Below are 25,846 nucleotides of genomic sequence, written 5' to 3' on the forward strand. Positions count from 1 at the left end.
AGTCGCCTGATTGATTTCCACTTCATAGAATATTTTCACAAAAATGAAAATACTCGTCGATGTGCGTGAAGATGCTAAAGTTGCGCGATGACCGATGACCTCCGCATCCATATCGACGAAGCGATGACGCTGGCCGCCGCGCACCTCGGGAAAGGCCGCGTCGCCGACTATATCCCCGCGCTGGCCAAGGTCGATCCGAACAAGCTCGGCTTTGCGCTCGCGCTCCCCGACGGCACCGTCCATGCATCGGGCGACGCCGACGAGTCTTTCTCGATCCAGTCGGTGTCGAAGGTGTTCACGCTGGCGATGGCGCTCAGGCGGGTTGGCAGTTCGCTGTGGGACAGCGTCGGGCGCGAACCGTCGGGATCGGCGTTTAATTCGATCGTCCAGCTCGAAAGCGAGCAGGGCATCCCGCGCAACCCGCTGATCAACGCGGGCGCGATCGCGACGACCGACCGGCTGATCGACGGGCGCAGCGGCGATGCGGTCGCGGACGAGATCGTCGATTTCATGCGCGCGCGGGCGGGTGACGACAGCGTCGGGATCGACTTCGACGTTGCCTTTTCGGAATCCGAAACCGGCGCGCGCAACCGCAGCCTGTCGCATTTCATGGACGCCTTCGGAAACCTGAAACATCCGGTCGAGACGGTGGTCGGCGTCTATTTCCGCCAATGCGCGATCGCGATGTCGTGCCGCCAGCTCGCGCGCGCCGGGCTGTTCCTCGCGATGGAGGGGCGCGACCCGCTCACCGGCGAGCAGCTGATCGAACCGCATCGCGCGCGGCGCATCAATGCGATCATGATGCTCTGCGGCCATTACGACAATTCGGGCGAGTTCGCCTTTCGCGTCGGCCTGCCGGGCAAGAGTGGGGTCGGCGGCGGGATTCTCTGCATCGCGCCGGGGCAGGGATCGATCGCGGTCTGGTCACCCGCGCTTAACGAAGCGGGGACGTCGCTCGCGGGCGCGGTCGCGCTCGAACATTTTGCCTATGCGGCGGGCTGGTCGGTCTTCGACTGACCTCAGTCGTCGCTGAGCAATGCCAGCTTTACGCGCGCGGTGCCGCTGCGGTGCATGCCGATTTCGCGCGCGGCGGCCTGGCTGACATCGATGACGCGGCCGTGCGCAAAGGGGCCGCGGTCGTTGATGCGGACGATCACGCTGTCGCCGTTCGACGTGTTGGTGACGCGTACCATGCTGCCAAAGGGGAGCGACCGGTGCGCTGCGGTGAGCTGGCCGGGATCGAAGCGTTCGCCGCTCGCGGTGCGATTGCCGGCGAGCTCGTTGCCGTAATAGCTCGCCATGCCGCCGCCGATTTCGGTTTCTTCATCGATGTCGGCGACGCTCTGGTCGGCTTGATCGACGGCTTCGACTTCCTGCGCCGCGGCCGAAACCGTCAGCAGAAGCGGTATCATCATGGCAGAAAAGGCCCGCATGACATCATCCCCTTGTCAGAGGAGGGGCCAAAAGCAGCGGCGGCCTGCCAAGGCAAGCCGCCGCGCGTTGGACTGAAGTGATTTTACGTCCGGATGTGCGATTTGTCCGGTTTTAACCGAACAATAACTGAAACTATACGTCCAGATTCGCCACCGACAGCGCGTTCGTCTGAATGAAATCGCGCCGCGGTTCGACTTCGTCGCCCATCAGCCGTTCGAAGATTTCGTGCGCGACATCGGCCTGTTCGGCCTCGACGCGCAGCAGCGAACGGTTGGCGGGATCGAGCGTCGTTTCCCACAGTTGCTCGGCATTCATCTCGCCCAGCCCCTTGTAGCGGCTGATCGCGAGCCCCTTGCGGCTGTGCGCAAAGATCGCCTCGAGCAGTTCGGACGGCCGCGTGACCGGATTGGCCTTCGCGCTCGTCGCCGCGGGCAGGTCGGCCTCTTCGCCATCGGCCACATCGGTTTCGACTTCGGCGGCCGCGCTGGTCGCCTTCACCAGCCGCGCCGGGCGGGCATAGCTGTCGGCCTGTTCGGCGGCGAGCTTGTGCATCCGGCGGGCTTCCTGGCTGCCGAGGAACGCGGCGTCGATCGCATGATGGTCGCTGACCCCGCGCCAGCGGCGTTCGAGCGTGTAGCCGCCGCCTTCGACCGCCTCGACGGTCCATATGGCTTCGGCGCCGCCGGTCAGCGCACGCTCGGCGGTGTTGAGCCAGGTTGCGGCGGTCGCGGCCGCGCTGTGGCGTCCCGCGGTGTCGAGATCGGGGTCGAGCGCGCCGGTCAGCGCCAGCGCCTCAATCAGTCCATGGTTCAGGTTGCGCGGCACATAGCGCATCAGCGCGCGCAGGCGCCGGCCATGGTCGATGAGTCCGCGCAGGTCCTGTCCCGAACGTGCGCCGCCCGGCGTTTCGAGCAGCAGCGCGTCGATGCCGGCGTCGACAAGGTAATTTTCGAGCGCCGTGTCATCCTTCAGATACACCTCGCTCCGTCCCTTCGCGACCTTGTAGAGCGGCGGCTGGGCGATGTAGAGATGGCCGCCTTCGATGATCTCGGGCATCTGGCGGTAGAAGAAGGTGAGCAGCAGCGTGCGGATATGCGCGCCGTCGACGTCGGCGTCGGTCATGATCACGATCTTGTGGTAGCGCAGCTTTTCGAGGTTGAACTCGTCGCGGATCCCGGTGCCGAGCGCCTGGATCAGCGTGCCGACTTCCTTCGACGAGATGATGCGGTCGAACCGCGCGCGCTCGACGTTCAGGATCTTGCCCTTCAGCGGCAGGATCGCCTGCACATGCCGGTCGCGGCCCTGCTTCGCGCTGCCGCCTGCCGAGTCACCCTCGACGAGGAAGAGTTCGCACTTGGTGGGGTCGCGTTCCTGACAGTCGGCGAGTTTGCCGGGCAGCGAGGCGATGTCCATCGCGCCCTTGCGCCGCGTCAGTTCGCGGGCCTTTTTCGCGGCTTCGCGCGCCGCGGCGGCGTCGATGACCTTCTGGATCACCGCTTTCGCATAGGCCGGATTTTCCTCGAGCCATTCGGTCATCCGGTCGGCCATCAGGCTTTCGAGCGGCTGGCGGACTTCGGAGGACACGAGCTTGTCCTTGGTCTGCGAGCTGAACTTCGGATCGGGCAGCTTGACCGACACGATCGCGGTCAGCCCTTCCCGCATATCCTCACCGGTCAGCGACACCTTTTCCTTCTTCAGGATGCCCGATTTGTCGCCATAGCCGTTCAGCGTACGCGTCAGCGCGGCGCGGAACGCCGCGAGGTGCGTGCCGCCGTCGCGCTGCGGGATGTTGTTCGTGAAGCAGAGGACATTTTCGTAATAGCTGTCGTTCCACTCGAGTGCGACGTCGATGCCGATGCCGTCGCGCTCGCTGCTGATCGCGATCGGATCGGGCAGCAGCGCATTCTTGTTGCGGTCGAGATATTTGACGAACGCGGCGATTCCGCCCTCGTAGAACAGGTCGTGGCTGACATGCTCGGCATGGCGCGCGTCGACGAGCTTGATGCGGACGCCCGAGTTCAGGAAGGCGAGCTCGCGGTAGCGATGCTCGAGCTTCTCGAAATCGAATTCTGTGACATTCTTGAACGTGTCGGTCGACGCGAAGAAGGTGACGCGCGTGCCCTTCTTGCCCGCGGGCGCAGGGCCGTTGACCTTGAGCGGCGCGACCGAATCGCCATGTTCGAAGCGCATCCAATGCTCTTCGCCGTCGCGCCAGATCGTGAGCTCGAGCCATTCCGAAAGCGCATTGACGACCGAGACGCCGACGCCATGGAGACCGCCCGACACCTTGTAGGCGTTGTCGTCGCTGGTGTTCTCGAACTTCCCGCCGGCGTGGAGCTGGGTCATGATGACCTCGGCCGCCGAAATGCCTTCCTCGGCGTGGATGCCGGTCGGGATGCCGCGGCCATTATCCTCGACACTCACCGATCCGTCGCTGTTCAGCGTGATCAGGACGAGGTCGCAATGCCCGGCGAGCGCTTCGTCGATCGCATTGTCCGAAACCTCGAACACCATGTGATGCAGGCCCGACCCGTCGTCGGTGTCGCCGATATACATCCCCGGGCGCTTGCGCACCGCGTCGAGGCCCTTGAGAACCTTGATCGAATCGGCGCCATAGGCGTTGGTGTTGGGCTGGTTGGAAGGCGCGCTCGGCGCGTTATTTTCAGGCGTGTCCGTCATATCGATTATATAGGGTCGAAGGCGCAAAAACCCAAGCGAAAATGCGGCTCTCGCGGCTGTAGCAACGAGCGTTGCGTGCGCGCGCCGCGGCGGCTAGTTTCGCAGGCATGAAACATCGTCTCGTCTTTCCCGCCGCCGCCCTTCTCATCGCCTCGCTCTCCGCGTGCAGCCAGCCCGCTCCGCCTGCCGAAAACGCGCCCGCGGTTGCCGGCGAACCCCTTGCGACCCGCGCGGTGATGATCGGCACCGAAGGGCCGAGCCTGCCCGCCTGTTCGAGCATCAGCCGCGTCAAAGTGGGCGGCACCGACGTCTATTGGGCGCCCGGCGAAACGCGCGCGATCAAGGCGAAGCTCGCGGGCGGCGCGAATGTGTCGCTGTGCGAAGCGGCCGAGAACGACACCTGGTTCGGCGTCGTCTTCGCCGCGCCCGGTACCGATCCCGATATGTGCGGCGTCGGCAAGTCGGTGCAGAACGCGCGCGAATATCAGGGGCCGTGCCGCTGGGGCTGGATCAAGGGCGGGACGGTCCAGCTCGGCGGCTGAACGGCCGGCTGCCTACCGGCAATCCTCGATCACACGGCCGATTTCGGATTGCACCGGCAGCGTCATTGCGCCGCCGCCCGGCGTTTCGAGCGCGAAGCGCCCGCGACTGAAGGCGATGCGGTCGAGCCGCGGGTCGCGGTTGGCCATGCTCGCGCTACCGCCGTCGAAGCGGATCTGGTCGGTTCCCGCGCTCGTGCGCAGGCTGACATTGCCCGATAGCGCAGAGGTCATCCGGATGCCGCCGCCGCTGCACGTCATGCTGAGCAACGGGTTCGAGCTTCCCGTCGGGACGAACGCCGCGGTGCGGCTACCCGCGTCATAACGCCACGCGCCAGCATCGACCGCGCGATCCTCCCAGCCTGACGACGGCGTCGGCAGCGGCGCGGGTGTCGGCGCCGGGGCAACCGGGCGCGGCGCGGGCGGCGGAGCCTCGGGCTGCGGGATGGCGGCGCACCCTGCGACGACGAGCATCAGCGCGCCCGCGGCGCCATAGCGAAAACCCTTGCTCATCATCGTCTAAAATCCCTGCCAATCAATCACTTCGTCGAGCGATACGCGCGGCACCGCCCACTGGTTCACCGCCGCATCGGTATCGGCATGACCGATCGCCAGCCCGGTGAACAAGATCTGCCCGTCGTCCAGCGCCAGCGTGCGGCGCACCGTCGCTCCGTACATTGCCCAGCATTCCTGCGGGCAGCTTGCGAGCCCGGCTTCGACGAGCAGCAGCATCACCGATTGCAGCCACATGCCCATGTCCGACCATTGCGGCGGCCCCATGATGCGCGAGCAGTGGAGGAAAAGCATCACCGGTGCGTCGAAACCCCGGTAATTGTCCATGAACCGAGCGAGCCGCCCCGCCTTGTCCTCGCGCGGGATGCCGAGCGAGGCGTAGAGCGCCTCGCCGACGCCGAAACGCCGATCGGTCCAGGGTTCGATCAGCCCCTTGGGATAGATGTCATATTCGGGTTCATAACCCTCGCGGCCCATCGCGATGCGCGCGGCGACCGCATCCTTCACTGCTTGCCAGGGTTCGCCGGTCAGCACCGTCGCCTGCCAGGGCTGGAGATTGCCCCCCGACGGCGCGCGCTGTGCCGCGGCGAAAATCTGCTTGAGCAGCGCCGGGTCGACGGGTTTGTCGGTAAAGGCGCGCACCGAACGGCGCGCGTGCAGGGCGTCGGTAACGCTGGTGTCAGTCGCTGGCATATTTATCCTCTCGCCGTTTCCCGAACAGCAATTTGCGTTCGAGCCGGGCTTTCAATTGGCGGTAATAGGAAAGCAGGAAGACGTCATCCTCTTCGGTGACGGACCGCCCGATCTTGGCGCGGATCGCGTCGGCGACGTCGCGCATCGCGCGCGGATCGCGGCCGCGCAAGACACGCTCGAGTTCCTGCAGCTCGAAAATGCCGTAGACCGCAAGTTCTTCCTCGCTGAACGTCATCGCGTCGCCTGCCGCATCGACCGCGATGTCGGTGTCGAGTTTGACGCGCTGCGCCATCACCACCCACGTCCCCGCGATCAGGTCGCCCATCCGCATCCGGTCGCGATTGAACAGCAGGAACAGGCTGAGCGTCAGCGACCAGAGCACGCCCGCGAGCATGATCCACCCCGACACGCTGTCCTGCGCCACGCCGGCCCCCAGCATCATCAACGGCAGGAACAGCTCGAGTTCGCGGATCAGGTTGCGCGCGACCACGGCGTCGGCGGTCAGGCGGCCGCCGTCGCGCGCGACGACACGGATGCCCATCAGTCTCTTGCCCGGCGTTGCGGCGCGCGACCCCAGCTCGAACCCGATGAACCAGAAGGTGCGGAGCAGGAAAGCGCCGAGCATCCAGATCACCTCGGTGACATCCGACTGCGCGGCGACCCCGATCCACAGCATCAGCAACCAGAACAGGAGCAGCGCGAGCTGGATCAGGATCATGTCGATCAGCAGCGCGCCGAAACGCAATCCCGCGCTCGCGATCTTCAGCTCGAGGTCGACGCCCTCGGGGGTGACGAACTGGCGAATCTTCTTCGCGCGCGCGGCGCGCGATTTCGCGTTGGCGGCTGCGGCGGTCATGTCACATCCTCGCGCCGGGGGATGTAATAATAGGCGAGCCAAAACAGCAGCATCAGCGATCCGATGGCATAGCGCAGCATCGTGTCGGTGATCAGCTGGCGCCCGAAACCTTCGAGCAGCCCGGCGGCGAACAGCATCAGGATGACACCGACCATCACCTTGCCCGCCGTGCGTCCCGCGTCGGCGGCCGCCTGCAACCGCCCGCGCGCGCCGGGGAAGACGACGGCGCTGCCGATACGCAGCCCTGCGGCGCCCGACAGCGCGGCGGCGAATAATTCGGTGGTGCCGTGAATGAACAGCCAGCCGCCGAAATCGAAACCGAGCCCCTTGGCGGAAAAGACCGCCATCATCGCGCCGAGCCCGATCCCCTGATAATATTCGAGCATCATCGTCGGGATACCGAAGGCGAAGCCGAGCGCGAAGGACAGGATCGACACCTGGCTGTTGTGGGTGAACAAATAGGTGGCGAAGACGTGCAGCCCGCTTTCGCCCTTGTCCGCCGCCGCCTTGCCGTGCCCCAGTGTCGACTGGAGAAATTCGGCGGTTGCGCGCGGGTCGCGTCCGCCTGACATCTCTTCGTCGACGAAATTAAAATACCATTCGGGGTTGCTCGTGACGAGCGAGTAGCTGGTCAGCGCGCCGAGCAGGATGATCAGCGAAATGATCACCGTCTCCTTCCATACCGAGCGCACCGCGGCAGGCCAGTCGTAGAGGAAGAAGCGGCGCAGCCGGTTCCAGCGGCTCTCGCGGACGCCATAGACGAGGAAATAGCCGCGGATCGACAGCGCTTCGAGATGGTCGAGCAGCGCCTTGTCGAGGCTCGTCGCGCGCGCGATCGACAGCGACGACAGGGTGGCGCGATAGAGCAGGGGCAATTGCAGCAGCTCGTCGCTGGTCAGCGCCGCCGCGCCCTTCTTTTCGAGCCGGGTGAGCAGCAGGTCGAACGCGATCCAGTCGGCCTCGCGCTCGGCGCGAAAGCGGCTCGTCGAAAAGCTCGGCGCGTCGATCGCACGCGTGGAGGCGGCGGGCGGGATCACAGGCTGCCCTGCCGTTTGATGCCCAGATAGGCCTCGACCGCGCTCGCTCCCATCGCGTCGGCGGGCACCTCGATCACATCGGCGCCGAGCCGCTGAAGGCGCGCGATGACGAGCTGGCGGTCGCGCAGCATCGCCGCGGCCACGTTCGAGCGGGTGACGTCGGCGGCGCTTTCGGGGCGGCGCCGCTCCTCGCTCTCGACCTCTTCGTCGCGGATCACGACGAACAGCAGGCGATGCTTTTTCACCAGCCGTCCAGCGGCACGGATCATCAGGTCGGCGCTCGTCGCGTCGGTGAATTCGGTGAAGAGAATGATCAGCGATCGGCGGTTGAGCTGCGCGCTGAGCGTCATGAGCGCGAGGGTAAAATTGCTTTCGACATGCGCATAGTCGATCAGGCTCGCCGCGCGCTGCAGCGCCGGGAAATCCTGCGTGTGCATATAGGCGGGGGTCAGCGCGTGCGGCTTCGCGGCAAAGGAGAACAAGCTGATCCGGTCGTTGATTTTCAGCCCGACATAGGCGAGCAGCAGCGCCGCCGACACTGCGCGGTCCACGCGCGGCATGCCGCCGACGGGCTCGGCCATCGTACGCCCGCTGTCGATCGCGAGGACGACGCGGTTGTCGCGTTCGACGCGATATTCCTTGGCGAGCAGTTTGACGTGGCGCGCCGACGCGTTCCAGTCGATCGCGCGGCGATCCATCCCCGGCTGATATTCGGCGAGCGATTCATATTCGGTGCCTTCGCCGCGAAAGCGTTGCTGGCGCAGGCCGAACCAGCTGTTGCGCTGGAACACCCGGCTGCCCTCGTCGGTCACCGCGCGCAGGCTGGGGACGACGTGGATCGCGCCGTCGATGGCAAATGTCCGCTGCTTCCAGACGAGCCCAAGCGGCCCGGCCCAGCGAATCCACAGCGCCTCGATCCGCGCCTGCCCGCGTCGCGAGGCGGTGAGTGACAGCGTGCGGGTCAGAATGTCGCCGTCGGCGACCTTGCGCATGTCGCCCGCCAGCCGCCCGCCCTCGGCGAGCCGTTCGTCGAGCGCGAGCGCGATCTCGGCGCGCGGCGGCACCGCGGCGCCGGTCGCGGCCAGCGACAGGTCGAACGGGTCGCCGACCCCGACCTGATGCGGAAAACGCGCGTCGAGGCTGAGGTGGCGCGGATTCGCCCCCGCGATCGTGTCGACGATCAGGCAGGCGAGGATGACCCCGATCCAGCCGGGCGCAACGAGCCACAGCTCGGGCCGGATCAGCCCGAGCGCGAGCGCCATCGGGGCGCCCGCGAGCAGCAGGTAGATCGCGCGGCGCGTCGGGTAGATCAACGCGGCACCTCCTCGCGTTCGAGCAGCGCCGCGACGACCTGTTCGACATTGCGGCCCTCGATCTCGGCGGCGGCCGACAGGATCACGCGGTGGCGCAGGACGCCCGCGGCGAGGCGCTGGATGTCGTCGGGAATGACATAGTCGCGTCCGTCGAGCGCCGCCGCTGCGCACGCCGCACGCGCCAGCAGGGTCGCGGCGCGCGGGCTTGCGCCGCATTCAAGGTCGGCGCTCTCGCGTGTCGCGCGGACGAGGCGGACGATATAATCGACGATCTCTTCGGCGAGCCGCACCGTCGCGATAGTATCGATCGCGGCCTCGATCGTTTTCGCATTGGCGACCTCGGTCACCCCGAAATCGGCGACTGCGGGGCTTTTGAAGCGCCCGCCATGATCGGCGACGATGCGGCGTTCCTCGGCGGCGTCGGGATAATCGACGACCAGCTTGAACAGGAAGCGGTCGAGCTGCGCCTCGGGCAGCGGATAGACGCCTTGCTGTTCGATCGGGTTCTGCGTCGCGAGCACGGTGAAGCGCGGGCTCATCGCATGCGGCTCGCCGTTGATCGTCACGCGCCGTTCCTGCATCGCTTCGAGCAACGCGGCCTGCGTCTTGGGCGGGGTGCGGTTGATTTCGTCGGCGAGCAGCAGCTCGGTGAAGATCGGCCCCTTAGTGAGGGTGAAGCTCGACGTCTGGAAGTTGAACAGGTTCGACCCCAATATGTCGCCGGGCATCAGGTCGGGGGTGAACTGGATGCGCCCGAAGCCGAGCCCCGTCGCGCGCGCAAAGGCCTGCGCGAGCAGCGTCTTCGCCGTACCCGGCGGGCCTTCGAGCAGGACATGGCCGCCCGCGAGCAGCGCGATCGTCACCATGCGGGTGAGCGGTCCTTGCCCGAACACGACCTTGGCGACCTCGCCCTCGATCGCGGCGCCCAGCGCCTGGACGCTCTCGATATTAGCTGTCACGAAGTAGATCCTTCCTGATGTCGTGCAACGCCTGTGCGTCGCCGAGAAATTCATGCGTATTGCGCGCGAGCGGCAGGCGCCGCGCGAGCGAGGAGAAGAGGTCGCTGCCGGCGCGCAGATGCTTGTCGATCCAGCGATCGGTTGCTTCGTCGTCGAGTCCGGCGGGCGCGTGCAGCCGCCGCGCGATCGCAGTGCGCTGGCTCTTTACATAGGCGTCGGCACCGTCGAGCTCGCGCCTTGCCTGTTTGATCAGGTCGGCGCTGTTCGCGATCAGCGCCGCCTTCGATACCGGGATCGCGCGTCCGGGCCGGGTCGCCGGGCCGAAGCGCATCCACGCCTGCCACAGCGCGAACAGCCCCGCCGCGATCAGGCAGAGCGTGATACCGATAAAGGGCGGGACGAACGCGAAGCGGAGCAGCGAGCGCTGGCCGCCGAAACCGTTGAGCGTCACATCGAAGGCCAGCCCGTCGGCGTCCGCATATTCGGCGAGCGCATCGACCAGCGTGACGCCCGCGCGGGCCTTGTCGCTCGAAGCAAAGGCGAAATTGTTGATCAGGTCGGGGTCGGCGAGGATATATAGGTCGCGGTCGCCGACCTGCGCCAGCACCGCGCCGCCGCCCGGCCCCGCGATCAGCGTTTCGAGATTTTCACCCGTCACGGTCTGCACATTGTCGGGCAGCAGAACGGTGAAGACATGGCCGGTGATGTTGGCGGGCACCGGCTGCGCCTTGCTCGGCGCCGTCTTGATTTCGAGCGTCCCGAAATGGGCAGGGGGCAACATTTTTGCGGGCGGCTTGACGGCGATGCCCGCGCTGACCCAGCCGGGCTTCGGCGTCTGGCCGGGAACCGCCATCGTCTGCCATTTCGGCAGCACAACCAGGACCGGCGTGCGGCCATCGGCATCGATCAGTTCGGCGATCTCGGGCGCGCGGGTGCGGTGCGTGGGGGTCAGCACGAGCAAGGGGCCATGGTCGTCGTAACGCGCCGCCTCGACACGGCGGCGCAGCTCGACTCCGGCGCCCGCGCGCTCGGCAAGGTCGACGATCCCGGCATAGCCCGGCGCCGCCTTCGACAGCGCATGGCCGCCGCCGTCGTTGCCGCTGCTGATCTGCGGCCCCAAGGCGATTAGCGCCCAGAGCGCGATGAAGGCGATCACGCCGATCGTCACCACCGCGGCGATCAGCCGCGGGTTGAAGCCATGATCGTCGGCCGCGCTGCTCATACGCGCGCCCAGTTCTTCGCGACGGTCAGCTCGGCATAGGCGGCGCGGCACTGTTGCCACGCCCCGGCATCGATCGAACGCCCGCCGAACAGGCTGATCTCGACCGCGCGCGCGATGCGGCTGAAGGCGCCCCGCGCGACCGACGGCAGGCCCTCCGCCTCGGCGAGGTCGCGCGAGGTCATCGCGGGTTTGACGAGGCCGGGACGGCGCCCGTCGATATCCTCGACGCTGCGGTAGAGCAGCAGATGCACCGCCTCGGCAAAGCGCCCTTCGGCGGCGAGCGCGTCGGCTTCGCCGAGCAGCGCGCGCGCGGCGCCCGCTTCGGCCTGCCCGACATGGTCCGCCGCATCGGCATCGCCCGCCTTGCGGCCGGAACGCAGCTTGTCGACCCACTGCGCAAAGGCGGGGACGAAGTGATAGAGGAGAAACAGCACGAGCGCCGCGACCGCGATCCACATCAGCGGCTTGGCGGCGGGCGCGCTCCACTCGAAAAACCGGCCGATCGCGTCGAACAGCGATCGCATCCATTCGGGGGTCGGCGGAGGGGGCGGCGGGGGCGGCGGAAAGGCGGTCTGGATCTCGCCGCTGGCGATGGTCTGGCCATAGCCCGGATCGCCGAGTTCGGGATCGAGCAGCCAGCCCTGACTACCGTCGGCGCCGGACGTGTCGGTCGCGGCCGACGCCTGGGCGATCCACAAGGATATCATGTTGAAAAGATGGCCCAGCCCCGGTCGTTCATCGGGAATGGTGGTAGCGCGAGGCGGCGCGCCAAGGCAAGAGATGCTTGCGCGCCGAACGGCCCCGTTCTAGCGCGCGGCAAAACCGGCCGGGTCGTTACATGTGTAACCGCAGGCCGCGCGACAGGAGAGACAGGTGGACGCGGCGCAGGCGGTACATGAGAAATTCTTGGCAGCGCTGGCCGAGGGCAGATTGCCCGACCGCGCCGACGCGCCCGACCCCGCGGTCGCCGGCCTGTCGCGCGGCCAAGCGACCGACATCTTCCTGTCGCAGCTCACGAGCCGCCAGATGGACCGGCTGTCGCGTCACCTGCAGGCGCGCGGCGAAGGATTCTACACGATCGGTTCGTCGGGGCACGAGGGCAATGCCGCAGTCGCCGGGGCGCTCCGCGTCACCGACATGGCGTTCCTCCACTATCGTTCGAACGCGTTCCAGCTCCACCGCGCGCGCCAGCTTCCGGGCGGGACGCCGACATGGGACATGCTGCTGAGCTTCGCGGCTTCGTCCGAAGACCCGATCTCGGGCGGGCGGCACAAGGTGATCGGCTCGAAGCCGCTCAATATCCCGCCGCAAACTTCGACGATCGCCTCGCACCTGCCCAAAGCGGTCGGCGCCGCCTTCTCGATCGGCATCGCGCGCCGGCTCGGCATGACCGGGCTGCCGCTTCCCGACGACGCGGTCGTGCTGACGAGTTTCGGCGATGCCTCGGCGAACCACTCGACCGCGCAGGGCGCGTTCAACACCGCGGGCTGGGCGGCGTTCCAGGGCTCGCCGATGCCGCTGATCTTCCTGTGCGAAGACAATGGCATCGGCATTTCGACGCGCACGCCGACAGGCTGGATCGAGGCGCAGTTCCGCCACCGTGCGGGGCTGCACTATATCAAGTGCGACGGCACCGACCTCGTCTCGGCCTATGCCGGCGCCGCCGAGGCGGCCGACTATGCGCGCCGATACCGCAAGCCGGTGTTCCTCCATATGGCGACGGTGCGGCTTTATGGCCATGCCGGCTCGGACGTGCAGGGCGCCTACCTGCCCAAGGCGCTGATCGAGGCCGACGAGGCACGCGACCCGCTGCTCGCGGGCGCGGCGCTGATGGCCGAGCATGGCTGGATGTCGCCCGCCGAAATCGCCGACGCCTATGAAGATATCGGTGCGACGCTCGCGCGGCAGGCCGAGGCCGCGATCCTGCGCCCGAAAATCACGACTCCGGCGCATGTGATGGCAAGCCTCGTCCCGCCGAAGCGCGAGGTGTCGCGCGCCAACACGCCGTCGGACGAGGATCGCAAGGCGATGTTCGGCAGCGACGCGGGCCAGATGGACAAGCCGATGCACATGGCGCGGCTCCTCTCGTGGGCGCTCGCCGACCTGATGCTCGCGCATGAGGAAATCGTCGTCGCGGGCGAGGATGTCGGGCCGAAGGGGGGCGTTTACAATGTCACGGCCAAGCTCCACCAGCGCTTCGGATCGGCGCGCGTCGTCAACACTTTGCTCGACGAACAGGCGATCCTCGGACTCGCGATCGGTATGGCGCATAATGGTTTCGTGCCGATGCCCGAAATCCAGTTCCTCGCCTATGTCCACAATGCCGAGGACCAGATCCGCGGCGAGGCGGCGACGCTGAGCTTCTTCTCCGATGGCCAATATACCAACCCGATGGTGATCCGCATCGCGGGGCTCGGTTACCAGAAGGGCTTCGGCGGCCATTTCCACAATGACAACAGCCTCGCGGTCTTCCGCGACATTCCGGGCGTGATCCTCGCGGTGCCGTCGAACGGCCGCGATGCGGTCGCGATGCTCCGCGAATGCGTGCGGCTCGCGCGTGAGGAACAACGCGTCGTCGTCTTCGTCGAACCGATCGCGCTTTATATGACGCGCGACCTGCACGAAGAGGGCGATGGTCTGTGGACCAGTGCCTACGAAGCGCCGGGCGCGGGGACGCCGATCCGCCTCGGCGACGTCGGCGTGTATGGCAACGGTACCGACCTTGCCATCGTCACCTATGGCAACGGATATTATCTTTCGCGGCAGGCCGAAAAATTGCTCGCCGCCGACGGCGTGAAAGCGCGCGTGATCGACCTGCGCTGGCTGGGGCCGGTCGATGAGGGCAAGCTCGTCGCGGCGGTCGGCGACGCGAAACGCATCCTGATCGTCGACGAATGCCGCATCACCGGATCGCAGAGCGAAGCGCTGATGGCGACCTTCGTCGAACGCACGCCCGGAAAGAAGCTCGCGCGGATCGCCGCCGACGACAGTTTCATCCCGCTGGGGAGGGCGGCGACGCTGACCCTGCCGAGCCGCGATTCGATCTATGCGGCCGCCAAGGAGCTCCTGGCATGAGCGCGCGCAAGACCGCGCTCGTCGTCGCGCCCGGCCGCGGCACCTATGGCAAGGGCGAGCTGGGCAGCATCGCGCGGCTGCACGGCGCGCGCTTCGGCACGCTGATCGCCGATTTCGACGCGCAGCGCCGCGAGCGCGGCCAGCCGACGGTCAGCGAGCTCGACGGTGCCGAGCGCTTCAGCGTAGCGACGCATATGCGCGGCGATGTCGCCGCGCCGCTGATCTACACGGCGACGGTGCTCGACTGGCTGAGCATCGATCGTGACAAATATGACGTCGTTGCGGTCGCGGGCAATTCGATGGGCTGGTACAGCGCGCTGGCGCTGGGCGGTGCGGTGTCGGCCGAGGACGGGTTTCGCATCAGCAATGCCATGGGGCTCAACAGCCAGACGCACGGCCCCGGCGGGCAGATATTGCTGCAGGTCGTCGACGACGACTGGCGTCCGGTGCCGGGCCTGCGTGACAAGCTGCTCGGCCTTGTCGCCGATATCGCATCGCGCCCCGGCCACGCGCTCGCGCTGTCGATCGACCTTGCCGGGATGCTCGTGCTCGCGGGCAATGAAGAGGGCCTTGCCGCGCTTCTTGCCGACGCGCCGCCGACCCCGGGGCGTGATCCGCTCCGCCTCGCGGGTCACGGCCCCTTCCACACCCCGCTGATGTTCGGCAGTTCGGACAAGGCGAAGGCGGAACTGCCGCATTCGCTGTTCGGCCGCCCCGCGCTGCCACTGGTCGACGGCCGCGGGAATATCTGGCGCCGCCATGCGAGCGATCCGGCCACGATGTGGGACTACACCTTCGGCCATCAGATTCTTGCGCCTTATGATTTTGCACTGTCGGTACAGGTCGCGGTCCGGGAATTCGCCCCTGAAGTCATCATCCTGCCCGGCCCCGGCGACACGCTCGGCGGCGCGATCGCGCAGTCGCTGATCGGCATCGGGTGGCAGGGGATTGCGGGCAAGGCCGACTTTGCCGCGCGGCAGGCGGCCGACCCGATCCTGCTGTCGATGGGCCGTGCCGAACAGCGCGCGCTGGTTGTCGCAAAATAGGCGCGGGAAGGTGTAACGGCGGACAACAAGAGGGCCGGCAAGGAAGGAACATTCCTTGCCGGCCCTGTCGTTTGCACAAGGTCAGGTGGGGTTGACCCCGTACGGATGAACGGCAGCGCCCATGGGGACCAACTCAGGAGCGGTACGCCGTTCATATCCCTTATAGGCGCATGGACCGGACCCCGGCCGCGCTTCGCTGCGATCATGCACCGAAACGGACCTGTCTTGCCGGCACGTCGCGCGCGAATTCGGCGATGAACTGCAGCCGCAGCAGCTCGGCGACATTGCCCGCGCCGGCGCGGCGCATGATGTTCGCGCGGTGCACTTCGACCGTGCGCGGGCTGAGTTCGAGCCGGCGCGCGATCGCCTTGTTGCCGAGTCCCGCCGCAATCGCGTCGAGGACGGCGCGTTCGCGCGGGGTCAGCGCCGCCAGCCGCGCCTCGGCCTCGCGATGCCGGTCGAGCATGGCCTGACGCAGGTGCCATTCCGCGAGCGCCGCATCGACCGTCCGGCGGACGAGCCGCGGGTCGAGGGGGGCGGGCAGCAGGTCGCGCGCGCCGCCACACAGGATCGCGCGCGATTCGGCGATGCTGAGCTGTTCGGCGGCGACGAAGACCACGACGCCGGGCCGCGCTACAGCGCGATCCAGCAGCGCAGCGCCATCGGTCGCGCCCGGCTGGCGCCAGTGAAAGAGGAGGATGGAACACGAATCTCCACCTTCGGCCTCGATCCACGCGTCGGCGCTGGCGAAGCTGCGCACGACGCGCCCGGTCCCCGCCGCCAGCGTACGGAAACAGGCCGCGCGCTCGGTCGCGTCGGGCAGGACAAGATGGATATGGCCCCCGGTGTCGGTCACCCGGCTGTGCTGCCCGCATGGGCCGCACGGGAACAGCGCGAAAGGCTCGGCAACGGCGTCATTTCGGAGCACTTCGCGGTCGGGACCGTCTGCACGACGGCGGCGATGCGCGAATATTGGTGACCCCTACGGGAATCGAACCCGTGTTTCAGCCGTGAGAGGGCCGCGTCCTGACCGCTAGACGAAGGGGCCTTGTGGGTCGGAAATGTCGTGAAGGGGCGCGCCGACCGCGCGCCGTGCCGATGGTGACCCCTACGGGACTCGAACCCGTGTTTTCGCCGTGAAAGGGCGACGTCCTAGACCGCTAGACGAAGGGGCCGTCTGATCGGTGAGCGGGCGCCTTAGACGGGCGTTTCGGCGCGGTCAAGCGTGGCGGCGGGGTCGCACGCAAAAATGTTGCGCAGCGGCAAATCAATCGGCCCAGGCGGCATCCTCGAGATGGAGCTCGGCCGCCGGGCGGCTGCCCCAATCGTCGCGTTTCGCGCGGCCCGCGAGCCATAGCTTGCGCCCGCCGCGTGCGTGGAGCAGCGCTTGCCCCAGTTCGGTTTCGGCGCTGCGGAAGGCAACCGCCTTGAACCGCGCGCCATCGTCGCCCGACACGATCAGTCGGACATGGTCGGTGCCGACGATTCCCGATTCGACGATTCGCACCGGCCCCGTCGCGACGCGCGGCGCGGGCCAGCCGGCGCCATAGGGGCCCGCGCTCTCGATCGCGTCGCACCACAGGGGATTGATGCCGCGCGGCGCGAGCACCGCGTCGATCAGCAGCGACTTGTCGCCGCTCGCGCGCTCGACGTCGGCGGCGAGCCGGTCGTTGAGGAAGATGCCGAGCGCGTCGACCTTGTCCGCGGCGACGGTCAGCCCAGCCGCCATCGCATGACCGCCGCCCGCGACGAGCAGGCCGGTCTCCTTCGCGGCGAGGATCGCGGCGCCGAGGTCGACGCCTGAAATCGAGCGGCCCGATCCCTTGCCGACGCCGTCCTCGTCAACCGCGATGACGATCGCGGGGCGGTGGAGGCGTTCCTTGAGGCGCCCGGCGACGATGCCGATCACCCCGGGGTGCCAGCCTTGCCCCGCGACGATCGCGACCGGCGCATTGCCGCATGCGGCGCTCGCATCGATCGCCTGTTCGAGAACCGCCGCCTCGATCGCGCGGCGTTCCTCGTTCAGCCGGTTGAGTTCGACCGCGATGTCCGCGGCTTCCTGCGGGTCCGAGGTGGTCAGCAATCGCACGCCAAGGTCGGACTTGCCGACGCGCCCGCCGGCGTTGATCCGCGGCCCGAGCGCAAAGCCCATGTCGCTTGCCGTTGGCGGCTTGGTCAGCCGCGCGGCGTCCATCAGCGCAGCGAGCCCCGTGTTGCCGCGCCGCGCCATCACCTTCAGCCCCTGTGTCACCAGCGCGCGGTTGAAGCCTGTCAGGCGCGCGACGTCGGCGACGGTGCCGAGCGCGACGAGGTCGAGCAGGTCGATCAGCGCGGGTTCGTCGCGGCCCGCGAAAAAACCGCGCGCGCGCAAGGTGCGGAGCAGCGCGGCGCCGAGCAGGAAGGCGACCCCGACCGCGGCGAGATTGCCGTGGATCGCCGCGTCGGGCTCCTCGTCGAGCCGGTTCGGGTTGACGAGCGCGAGCGCCTCGGGGAGAGTTGTCGCGCATTGGTGGTGGTCGACGACGATCACCTCGACCCCGGCGGCCTTCGCTTCTGAAATCGCGTCGAACGCCTGCGCGCCGCAATCGACGGTGACGACGAGCTTCGACCCCGCCTCGCCGATCTTGACCAGCGCCGCGCCCGACGGGCCATAGCCCTCCATCAGCCGGTCGGGGATATAGGCGCCCGCGGGCAGCCCGAGCCCGCGCAGCAGCCGCACGAGCAACGCCGCCGAAGTCGCGCCGTCGACGTCATAATCGCCGAAGATCGTCACCGCTTCCTTGCGCTCAACCGCATCGGCGAGCCGCGCTGCGGCGGCGTCCATGTCGCGGAACAGCGACGGGTCGGGCATGAAGCCCCGCAAGGTCGGCGTCCGCTGTCGGTCGAGGTCGTCGCGCGTTACCCCGCGCGCGAGCAGCAATTGGGTGACAAGGTCGTCGGGGGCGAGATTTTCGGACGCCATGTCGGCGCTCGCGCGCCGCCAGTGCCACGGCTGGCCCTTGATCGAATGCACAATGCCCAAGGCGAGGCTGCTTGCGTCGCTCATCGCCGCGCCCTCGCGGCAAGGATGCGGGTGCGCAGGTCGCGCGCCGTGGCGGCGGGGATCGCGGGAATCTCGTGCGTCGCAAGCGAACTGCCGCCCGGCACGCCGAAGACCAGCGTCGCGAGGCCCAGCGGGCGCAGGATGAAGTCGGTCCTGAGGTCGACGCTCTGCACCGATGCGTGCGGGAGCAAGGTCAGCTTGGGTTTCCACGCGCCGCGCCGGATCGCGACCTGCTCGCCGAGATCGGCCCAGCGATGGAAGCGCGCGGCCCACAGCGCGATCAGCGCGATAAGCGGCGCCGCGACAAGAGCGAGCCAGCCGACCTCGTTGCCGAGATACAGCGCCACGCCGCCGCCGATCGTTGCGCAGGCTGCGCCGACGATGGGCCCCAGCGCGACGATGCGGTGGCTATGCTGCCACGCCTGACCGGCATCGGGGCGCAGAATCGCGACTTCGGCGAGCACCGGGTCGATCGCGTCGAGCTGCGCAAAGGGAACGACCTGGTGATCATTTTCCTTCCCACCGTCGCTCGCAAGGCTCTGAAGGCGCAGTTCGTGCCAGCCGAAGCGCTGGCGGAACCAGCCGGTAACGAGGATCGCCGCCTGCACGCGCTTCACCGGCACCGCGACGTCGGTGCGCGTGGTGAGGCCGCGGGTGCGGCGCAGTGTGCGCGGTTCGCGCGTCAGGCGGAAATCCCAGTTCGCAAAGAACATCGTCGCGATCCCGCTCGCAAAACCGATGAAGAGGAGCGAGATGCCCGCGCCGACGCCGGCGATCCAGCGGTGCGCGATCACCCATTGGTCGAGCCCATATTGTTCGGCAAGGTCGATCCAGTCGCCGGGGTTGAAGACGTTGAAGTCGAAAGGCAGCAGGTCGTCGAAAAACTGCATGCCCGCGCCGACGACGGCGAGCGCCGCGAGTGAGAAATTGAACAGCCCCGCGACCAGCAGCTGGCGCGGCGTCATCGCGAAGAGCAGCCGGTCTTCGGCGACCGGTACCGCACCGGTCGCACCGGAAGGATCGGACGCCGCGACCGGTGCTGCTTCGCCGCTGCGATGCGCGCGGATCGTCGTGCGCAGCGCCTGTGCGGCACCCAGCGCGATCGCATCGAGGCTCGCGTCATTCTCCTTGCCGCCCGCACCGGTTTCGAACCCGACCTTGGCGATGCCGAGCGCGCGTGAGACGAGTCCCTGTTCGATGCTCACGTCCTGGATGCGATCGAACGGGATCGTGCGATGCTGGCGCGCAAAGACGCCGCTTTCGATCACCACCTCGTCGTCGCCGACAAGGAAGCGGAAACGCAGCCACTGGAACCACGCTGCGAGTAGCGAGATGAGGAGGAAAGCGCCGACCGCGGGAACGATCCAGATCCAGTTGCCGGTAAAGCCGAGCGCGGCGACCGCGGGCAGGAACTGCAGCGAGCGCGGCCCGAGCTTGACGATGGCGAGCGCGAGCGTCGCGGGGTGCAGCCGCTGCCAGTCCGGCTCGCCTTCGCTGGCGGGGATCGCTGCCGCGATGTCGCTCATGCGAAATCGGTCTGGATATGGCGGCGGATCGTCTCGCGCATCGCGGCGGCAAGGTCGCTGGGCAGCCCCGGCAGCGTCACCGTGCTGTTGTGCGTTCCCGAGGTATGGACGATCAGGTGCGACAGCCCGAACCAGCGTTCGATCGGTCCTTGCCCCACGTCGATATGCTGGACGCGCACGAAGGGCACGATCGTGTCGGTGCGGAACAGCCAGCCGCGTGCGACGCGCAGCTGCCCTTCGCCGATCCGGTATCCCCAACGCGACACGCGCCTTGAAGGGAAGGTGGCGATGACGATGATGGCGATCAGCCACGCCGCTGCGGTGATCAGCCCATATGGCCCCTCGATATGCCGGATCAGCAGCGCATCGAAGATGCTCGCGCCGATCGCCAGCGGGATCAGGTTGAGCGCCGTCGCGATGCGCAGCACCTGTGCATAGGCCGGATCGACCGGGTCGAGCCCCTCGGCGCCGCCCAGTGCATCGGCGTCGAAGGGGTCTGTCGGGTGCGCAGTGGGGGTTTCGGTCATGATCCTCCGTTAGTCGGTTAAGCGCTCAGGGGACAACAACATTGAAGCGCGGGTCGGCGGGAGGATGCAGCGCGAACCACGACAGGAATGCCATGCGGTCGCCGTCGATCCGGATCGCGCCCGACTGGAGCAGCGCCGGGAACTGCGCCTGTCCCAGCATCACATCGTCGAGCGTCTTGCGGTCGAGCGTCACCGTCGCGGTCGGCGCGGCGTCGGTCACCCCGTATCGCGGCACTTCGACCCCGCCGCCGACGACGATCGCGATGGTTTCCTTGCTGTCGGGCAGCACGAACTGGAACGTGCCTTTGAGCGCGGCGCCCTTCGCGGCGTCGAAACGCGTCGCGAGCGCGTCGAAAAAGACCGCGGTCGGGATCGCGCTGACGAACGACCGGCTTTGCCCGTTCCCCGACAGGCTTTCGATCGCGGTGCCGCGCAAGCTGGCGGCGGCGGCGAGATAGTAATTCCGCCATGCGCCCGACTCGGCCTGATAGCCGAGCTGATCATAGGCCGACGCGAGCGCCGCGCGGGCGTTTTTGTTATCCGGCTGTGCGAACACGAGCTTGTTGAGCAGTTCAGCCGCCCAGCGATACTCGCCTGCCGCGATCGCTGCCGTGCCCGCCGCGAGCAATTTGTCGGCACCGCCCGCCAGCGCGACATATTTGGGTGCGCTCGCTTCGGGGGGCAGCGGGTTGAAATTCGCGGGGTTGCCGTCCCACCAGCCGAAATAGCGCTGATAGGTCGCCTTCATGTCGTGATTGACCGTGCCATAATAGCCGCGCGAGGCGAAGTCTTGTCCCTGTCCCGGCGCTTCGGGGGTGACGTCGGCGAGCTCGTGCAGCGTCGCGCCGCGGTTGGCGAGGAACAAGGTGCGGTCGTGGACATAACGATAGATGTCGCGCTGGCTGGTCAGCAGCGCCGAAACCTCGCCCGCGCCCCATGTCGGCCAGTGGTGCGACGCCAGCGCGACCTCGGCCTTGCCGCCCCAGCGGAGGAGCGCGGCGTCGATCACCTTCGACCAGTGCAGCGCATCGCGCACCTGCGCACCGCGAAGGGTGAGCACATTGTGCAGCGTGTGCGTGACGACCTCGGTCGTGTGCAGCGCCTTGTAGGCGGGGATGTAGAAGACGAACTCCGACGGCGCCTCGGTCCCGCCCGCGTCGAGGAAATCGAATGCCAGCCCGTCGATCGTCAGCGTGCCGCCCTTCGCGCCGACCGTCTCGGTCGGCTCCATATAGCCGATCGTGCCCGACGACAATTTCGGCCCCAGCCCGGTGTCGACCTGTCCCGCGGGTCCGGGCGGCAGGATCGATCCGAACATATAGAGCGCGCGCCGCCCCATCGCGGTGCCGGCGAGCACATTTTCCGACGTCGCTTCCTCCGAAAAGCCGTGCGGCGCGATGACGCGGATATTCTGCGCCTTGACTTGCTCGGGGGTCACGATGCCGCCGACGCCGCCGAAATGGTCGCTGTGGCTGTGCGAAAAGATCACCGCCCGGATCGGCAGCTTGCCCGATTTCGCTTCGACCGTATCTGCAAACAGCTTCCAGCTCGCCGCGGCCGCCTCTTCGGAGAGCAGCGGATCGACGACGATCCACCCGCTCTTGCCGCGGATGATCGTCATCACCGAGATGTCATAACCGCGCACCTGCCAGATCTTGCCCGGCACGACCTCGAACAATCCGTGCACCGCGTTGAGCCGCGCCTGCCGCCACAGCGACGGGTTCACCGTATCGGGCGACTCCTTGGCATCGAGGAAGGCGTAGGGCCGACGGTCCCACACCGTCTTGCCGTCCTTACCCATGATCACGCCCCCCGGGATCTCCGCCAGTTTTCCGCGCATCACATTGGCTTCGTCGCGCGGATCGCCCAGCGGCAGGCGTTTGGCGATTTCGGCCTGGGCCGCGCGCGTCGCCTCGCTCGCGACATCCTGCGCGGCGGCGGCAAAGGGCAGGGTGCCGGCAAGCAGCAGGGCGGTCAGTCGGCGCATATCATGTCTCCCCCATGTTTCGGGGCAGCTTGCGCCGCGGGCCGGTGCTTGGCAAGCATCGGGGCATGACCGCCGCGCCGCACCTCCTGATCGCCTGGCACAGCCGCACCGGCGGCAGCGAGGCACTTGCGCGCGCTGCTGCCGAAGGTGCCGAAGGTGCCGCGATGGCGAGGCTCTTCGCTGCGAACGACGTCACGCCGGAGGCGCTGCAAGCCGCGGGCGGCTATCTTTTCGTCGGCCCCGAAAATCTCGCCGCGCTGTCGGGTGCGATGAAGGAGATGTTCGACCGCTGCTATTATCCTTGCCTCGGGAAACTCGAAGGCCGGCCCTATGCGACGATCATCTGCGCGGGCTCGGACGGCGAAAACGCCCAGCGCCAGCTCGACCGCATCGCGACCGGCTGGCGGCTGAAGCGTGTCGCCGATCCGGTCATCGTGAACACCGCCGCGCAGACGCCTGAGGCGATCGTCGCGCCCAAGACGATCCCCGCGGATCGGCTCGCGGCGGCGCGTGACCTGGGCGCGGCCCTCGCCGAAGGTCTTGCGGCGGGAATCTTCTGAGCTGCGGGTCATCGCGATCCTTACTGTATTGCACATATAATACAGCAAGGATCGCGCGGTCAAGCCGGGGACAGCGCTGTGCTATTTGCCGCCGGCCTTTCGCGCAGCCTTGCGGGCTTCTAACTCGGCGGGCGCGGGGATCGCGCGGCGCAGTTCGGCGATCACGTCGTCGGCGGCGAAATATTGCGTCGGCGCCATCATCGGCTCGCCCGGATTGCCGAAGCGGACGAAGCCGTAAAAGGGCTGGTCGCGGTCGCGCCAGAAGGTGAAGCCCGCCTTGCCCTTTTGCTTCGCGAGCAGCGCGGCGTGGAGCAGCATGCTGTCGTTGCACGGTTGCCAGGCGGCCGGACGGCAATCGATGTAGAACATGCCCTTGGCCTTGGGCGATTCCTTGCCCAGCATCTTGCTTTTCTCGACCTTCCACACGCGACCCGACATCGTCTCGAACGAGCCGACATCGGCATAGGGCAGGATTTTTCCGAACAGCGTCTTGTTGTCCTTGTCCTGCGCCAGCAGTTCGGCGAGCCGCGTCTCGCGGCGCTTCTTCCGGATTTCGGCGGGATCGGTCGCGAGCGCGCCGACCAGATCGGCGGGACCCGCATTCGCTCGCAGCAGGCCGTTGAGGTGGAGCGACTGCGCCAGGGTGATCCCCACCCATTCGGAACGCCCGGCATAGCGCCGGCGCGCTTCGGCCAGTTCGCCCCGGTCGACCAACTCGAGAATCTCGAACAGGTCGAAATGTTCGATGATCCGCGATGTATCGGTTTCGGGCTTCCCGCGCGTCTTGCGGTCCTCGAAATTGCGGCGCGCGTCGGCGATCAGCGTGCGGGCGCGGTCGCGGTTGCCCGCGATATGCTGCGCAATCGCCGTCGCCGTCAGATATTCGGTGTTGCGTTCGTCGAAGCCCAGCCCGCCATGATAATCGAGATAGCCCTCGTCGGCTTCGGCCGCTTCCCGCCAGCGGCCGGCAAGCTGAAGCCGTGCCGACAGCACCCATATCTGGTTGTGGTCCACCCGCGCGAGGCTGCGGAGCCACGCGATCTCGGCTTCGGTGACGTCGGTAGAGAGGCCGATGAAATCCTCGGTCGCACCGACAACGAACAGGCTGTTGGGATAGGCGACCGCCTTTTCGAGCAGCTTGGCCTTGGCTTCTGTGACCAGCCCCTGCCGCGCCATGATCGCGGCCTCGATCCGGTCGAGCGACTGGCCGAAAGAGCGGTCGAAATAGATGTCGCCGTTCAGCCCGGCGGCGGCGGCTTCGCCGCGCGCCTTGTCGACATCGGCGCGTGCGCCGGCATAGTCGAGCGCCTCGACGCGGTGCACCGCGCGCGCGAGGATCAGCGGCAGGCGCCGCGCGACATTGCCCTCGGCCTTGGCGCCGTCGATCAACGCCGAACAGGCGTCGACGCCTTCGCTTCCGAATTTTCGCGCTTCCGCATCGGGGGCTTCGACGGGCGGCGCGAACAGCGCGAGCAGCGTCACCGCGCCGATGAAGCGCGCGATGCCTTCGCCCGCCGACATATTGTTCGGATTGCCGTCGCATTGCAGATAGAGCGACGGCGCCTTGCCGCCCTTCGCCTCGTCCGCAAGCGCTGCCGGCGCCATGCCGTTCGTCGCCGCCGCGGCCAACGCCGCGGCGATTGCCAGTCCAGTCCTCATCCTTGCCCCTCCCCCGATGTTGTCAAGACGCTTCGGTGAAGCCGGAATTTTCCGTCATGGCAAGGGGGGTCTCTCCCCGACCCGGTCAGTGCGACCGATGTTCGCCCTTCACCCAGCGCACGGTGCCCGACGAGGCGCGCATCACGACCGTTTCGGTCGTCATCACGCCGTCGCGGCGGCGCTTGACGCCGCGCAGCAGCGATCCGTCGGTGACGCCCGTCGCGGCGAAGATCACGTCGCCCTTGGCAAGGTCCTCGAGGTCATAGACGCGGTCGAGATCGTCGATGCCCCATTGCTTCGCGCGGCGACGCTCGTCGTCGTTGCGGAAGAGCAGGCGGCCCTTGAACTGGCCGCCGACGCAGCGCAGCGCCGCCGCGGCGAGGACGCCCTCGGGTGCGCCGCCCGACCCCATATAGATGTCGATATTGGTGTCGGGGTTCGTCGTCGCGATCACGCCGGCGACGTCGCCGTCGGGGATCAGCGCGACGCCGCAGCCGATCGCGCGCAGTTCGGCGATGATCGCCTCGTGGCGCGGACGGTCGAGCACGCAGACGATGATCTGTTCGGGCTTGCAGCCCTTTTCGCGCGCGACGGCTTCGACGTTTTCCCGCACGCTGTTGTCGAAATTGACGATACCCGGCGAATAGCCGGCGCCGACCGCAAGCTTGTCCATATAGACGTCGGGGGCGTTAAGCAGGCAGCCTTCCTCCGCGATCGCGAGCACCGCGAGCGCGTTGGGGCCGGCCTTGGCGGTGATCGTGGTGCCTTCGAGCGGGTCGACCGCAATGTCGATCTTCGGACCCTTGCCGGGGGCGTTGCCGACCTTTTCGCCGATATAGAGCATCGGTGCCTCGTCGCGCTCGCCTTCGCCGATGACGATGGTGCCGTCCATATAGAGCGTGTTGAACGCCGTGCGCATCGCCTCGACGGCGGCGGCATCGGCGGCCTTTTCGTCGCCGCGGCCGATCAGCTTCGCGGCGGCGATCGCCGCGGCTTCGGTGACGCGCACCATTTCGAGCACGAGCACCCGGTCGAGGTTGCTGCTATTCGTCATGTCGGTCACTCTCCGTCTTTACTTGTTCGGCCCCGTCGGCATGGTGGCGCCCATATGGTTGCCGAAGCCACTTGTCGAGGATGCTTCGCCCGATTCGGGGCGGCTTTCGCGATGGCCTGTGTCA

General features: G+C 67.4%; 22 protein-coding genes and 2 tRNA genes. 5 read left to right on the forward strand and 19 right to left on the reverse strand.

The features are described from left to right. The first annotated feature begins 87 nt into the window (after positions 1–87). Positions 88–1,017 (forward strand): glutaminase, encoded by a 930-nt coding sequence (locus ACIPPQ_RS07085; RefSeq protein WP_446543430.1) that lies wholly within the window; start codon positions 88–90, stop codon positions 1,015–1,017. A 2-nt stretch (positions 1,018–1,019) separates the two neighbouring features. Here ACIPPQ_RS07085 and ACIPPQ_RS07090 read toward each other — a convergent pair whose 3' ends face one another. Next, entirely contained in the window at positions 1,020–1,415 is a 396-nt protein-coding gene (locus tag ACIPPQ_RS07090) for a septal ring lytic transglycosylase RlpA family protein (protein WP_446543431.1), read from the reverse strand. Between the two features lie 151 nt (positions 1,416–1,566). Next, positions 1,567–4,113, reverse strand: coding sequence for a DNA topoisomerase (ATP-hydrolyzing) subunit B (gyrB, locus tag ACIPPQ_RS07095; RefSeq protein ID WP_446543432.1), 2,547 nt, complete (start codon positions 4,111–4,113; stop codon positions 1,567–1,569). 107 nt (positions 4,114–4,220) lie between these two features. Here gyrB and ACIPPQ_RS07100 point away from each other — a divergent pair, with 107 nt between their 5' ends. Further along, on the forward strand, positions 4,221–4,655 hold the full coding sequence (locus ACIPPQ_RS07100) for a hypothetical protein (protein ID WP_446543433.1): 435 nt from the start codon (positions 4,221–4,223) through the stop codon (positions 4,653–4,655). Between the two features lie 12 nt (positions 4,656–4,667). Here the strand turns inward: ACIPPQ_RS07100 and ACIPPQ_RS07105 are convergent, their stop codons facing one another. From ACIPPQ_RS07105 to ACIPPQ_RS07140, 8 genes are read right to left on the reverse strand one after another with little or no spacing between them, the layout of a single operon-like run. Then, positions 4,668–5,168, reverse strand: a complete 501-nt coding sequence (locus ACIPPQ_RS07105) for a hypothetical protein (protein ID WP_446543434.1) — start codon at positions 5,166–5,168, stop codon at positions 4,668–4,670. Between the two features lie 3 nt (positions 5,169–5,171). After that, on the reverse strand, positions 5,172–5,858 hold the full coding sequence (locus tag ACIPPQ_RS07110; protein WP_446543435.1) for a nitroreductase: 687 nt from the start codon (positions 5,856–5,858) through the stop codon (positions 5,172–5,174). Beyond that, the gene (locus tag ACIPPQ_RS07115; RefSeq protein ID WP_446543436.1) at positions 5,845–6,714 is read right to left on the reverse strand and encodes an RDD family protein; all 870 of its coding nucleotides are present in this window, start codon (positions 6,712–6,714) and stop codon (positions 5,845–5,847) included. The genes ACIPPQ_RS07110 and ACIPPQ_RS07115 overlap by 14 nt, the downstream gene beginning before the upstream one ends. Continuing rightward, positions 6,711–7,748 carry a stage II sporulation protein M gene (locus ACIPPQ_RS07120; RefSeq protein WP_446543531.1) on the reverse strand — a complete coding sequence of 346 codons (1,038 nt, stop codon included), beginning with the start codon at positions 7,746–7,748 and terminating at the stop codon, positions 6,711–6,713. The genes ACIPPQ_RS07115 and ACIPPQ_RS07120 overlap by 4 nt, the downstream gene beginning before the upstream one ends. Continuing rightward, positions 7,748–9,064, reverse strand: coding sequence for a DUF58 domain-containing protein (locus ACIPPQ_RS07125; RefSeq protein ID WP_446543437.1), 1,317 nt, complete (start codon positions 9,062–9,064; stop codon positions 7,748–7,750). Before ACIPPQ_RS07125 ends, ACIPPQ_RS07120 begins: the two co-directional genes overlap by 1 nt. Beyond that, entirely contained in the window at positions 9,061–10,023 is a 963-nt protein-coding gene (locus ACIPPQ_RS07130) for an AAA family ATPase (protein ID WP_446543438.1), read from the reverse strand. The genes ACIPPQ_RS07125 and ACIPPQ_RS07130 overlap by 4 nt, the downstream gene beginning before the upstream one ends. Beyond that, complete coding sequence (locus ACIPPQ_RS07135; protein WP_446543439.1) at positions 10,013–11,245, reverse strand: DUF4350 domain-containing protein; 1,233 nt, start codon at positions 11,243–11,245, stop codon at positions 10,013–10,015. Before ACIPPQ_RS07135 ends, ACIPPQ_RS07130 begins: the two co-directional genes overlap by 11 nt. Beyond that, positions 11,242–11,952, reverse strand: a complete 711-nt coding sequence (locus ACIPPQ_RS07140) for a DUF4129 domain-containing protein (RefSeq protein WP_446543440.1) — start codon at positions 11,950–11,952, stop codon at positions 11,242–11,244. Before ACIPPQ_RS07140 ends, ACIPPQ_RS07135 begins: the two co-directional genes overlap by 4 nt. A 166-nt stretch (positions 11,953–12,118) precedes the next feature. Between ACIPPQ_RS07140 and ACIPPQ_RS07145 the strand changes: the two genes are divergently transcribed. Together ACIPPQ_RS07145 and ACIPPQ_RS07150 are read left to right on the forward strand one after the other, a co-directional pair. Beyond that, entirely contained in the window at positions 12,119–14,320 is a 2,202-nt protein-coding gene (locus ACIPPQ_RS07145) for a thiamine pyrophosphate-dependent enzyme (protein ID WP_446543441.1), read from the forward strand. Beyond that, positions 14,317–15,366: an ACP S-malonyltransferase gene (locus ACIPPQ_RS07150; RefSeq protein WP_446543442.1), complete on the forward strand. Its 1,050-nt coding sequence runs from the start codon at positions 14,317–14,319 to the stop codon at positions 15,364–15,366. Before ACIPPQ_RS07145 ends, ACIPPQ_RS07150 begins: the two co-directional genes overlap by 4 nt. A 202-nt stretch (positions 15,367–15,568) precedes the next feature. Here ACIPPQ_RS07150 and ACIPPQ_RS07155 read toward each other — a convergent pair whose 3' ends face one another. From ACIPPQ_RS07155 to ACIPPQ_RS07185, 7 genes are all read right to left on the reverse strand, one after another. Continuing rightward, a complete protein-coding gene (locus ACIPPQ_RS07155) occupies positions 15,569–16,222 on the reverse strand; it encodes a response regulator transcription factor (protein ID WP_446543443.1) in 654 nt (217 codons plus the stop codon). 117 nt (positions 16,223–16,339) lie between these two features. Further along, positions 16,340–16,414 (reverse strand) — tRNA-Glu (locus ACIPPQ_RS07160). 51 nt (positions 16,415–16,465) lie between these two features. Beyond that, positions 16,466–16,541, reverse strand: a tRNA-Glu gene (locus ACIPPQ_RS07165). Between the two features lie 92 nt (positions 16,542–16,633). Continuing rightward, positions 16,634–18,412, reverse strand: a complete 1,779-nt coding sequence (gene recJ, locus ACIPPQ_RS07170) for a single-stranded-DNA-specific exonuclease RecJ (RefSeq protein WP_446543444.1) — start codon at positions 18,410–18,412, stop codon at positions 16,634–16,636. Further along, positions 18,409–19,935 carry a PH domain-containing protein gene (locus ACIPPQ_RS07175; protein WP_446543445.1) on the reverse strand — a complete coding sequence of 509 codons (1,527 nt, stop codon included), beginning with the start codon at positions 19,933–19,935 and terminating at the stop codon, positions 18,409–18,411. Before ACIPPQ_RS07175 ends, recJ begins: the two co-directional genes overlap by 4 nt. Then, positions 19,932–20,462, reverse strand: coding sequence for a PH domain-containing protein (locus ACIPPQ_RS07180; protein WP_446543446.1), 531 nt, complete (start codon positions 20,460–20,462; stop codon positions 19,932–19,934). Before ACIPPQ_RS07180 ends, ACIPPQ_RS07175 begins: the two co-directional genes overlap by 4 nt. Before the next feature lie 25 nt (positions 20,463–20,487). Continuing rightward, complete coding sequence (locus tag ACIPPQ_RS07185; protein ID WP_446543447.1) at positions 20,488–22,449, reverse strand: alkyl/aryl-sulfatase; 1,962 nt, start codon at positions 22,447–22,449, stop codon at positions 20,488–20,490. 65 nt (positions 22,450–22,514) lie between these two features. Here ACIPPQ_RS07185 and ACIPPQ_RS07190 point away from each other — a divergent pair, with 65 nt between their 5' ends. Further along, positions 22,515–23,009: an NAD(P)H-dependent oxidoreductase gene (locus ACIPPQ_RS07190; RefSeq protein ID WP_446543448.1), complete on the forward strand. Its 495-nt coding sequence runs from the start codon at positions 22,515–22,517 to the stop codon at positions 23,007–23,009. 81 nt (positions 23,010–23,090) lie between these two features. Here the strand turns inward: ACIPPQ_RS07190 and ACIPPQ_RS07195 are convergent, their stop codons facing one another. Together ACIPPQ_RS07195 and glpX are read right to left on the reverse strand one after the other, a co-directional pair. Further along, entirely contained in the window at positions 23,091–24,668 is a 1,578-nt protein-coding gene (locus tag ACIPPQ_RS07195; protein WP_446543449.1) for a hypothetical protein, read from the reverse strand. Positions 24,669–24,753: 85 nt separating this feature from the next. Then, positions 24,754–25,722 (reverse strand): class II fructose-bisphosphatase, encoded by a 969-nt coding sequence (gene glpX, locus ACIPPQ_RS07200; RefSeq protein ID WP_446543450.1) that lies wholly within the window; start codon positions 25,720–25,722, stop codon positions 24,754–24,756. Positions 25,723–25,846 lie beyond the last annotated feature (124 nt).

It is taken from the genome of Sphingopyxis sp. LARHCG72 (assembly GCF_052871675.1).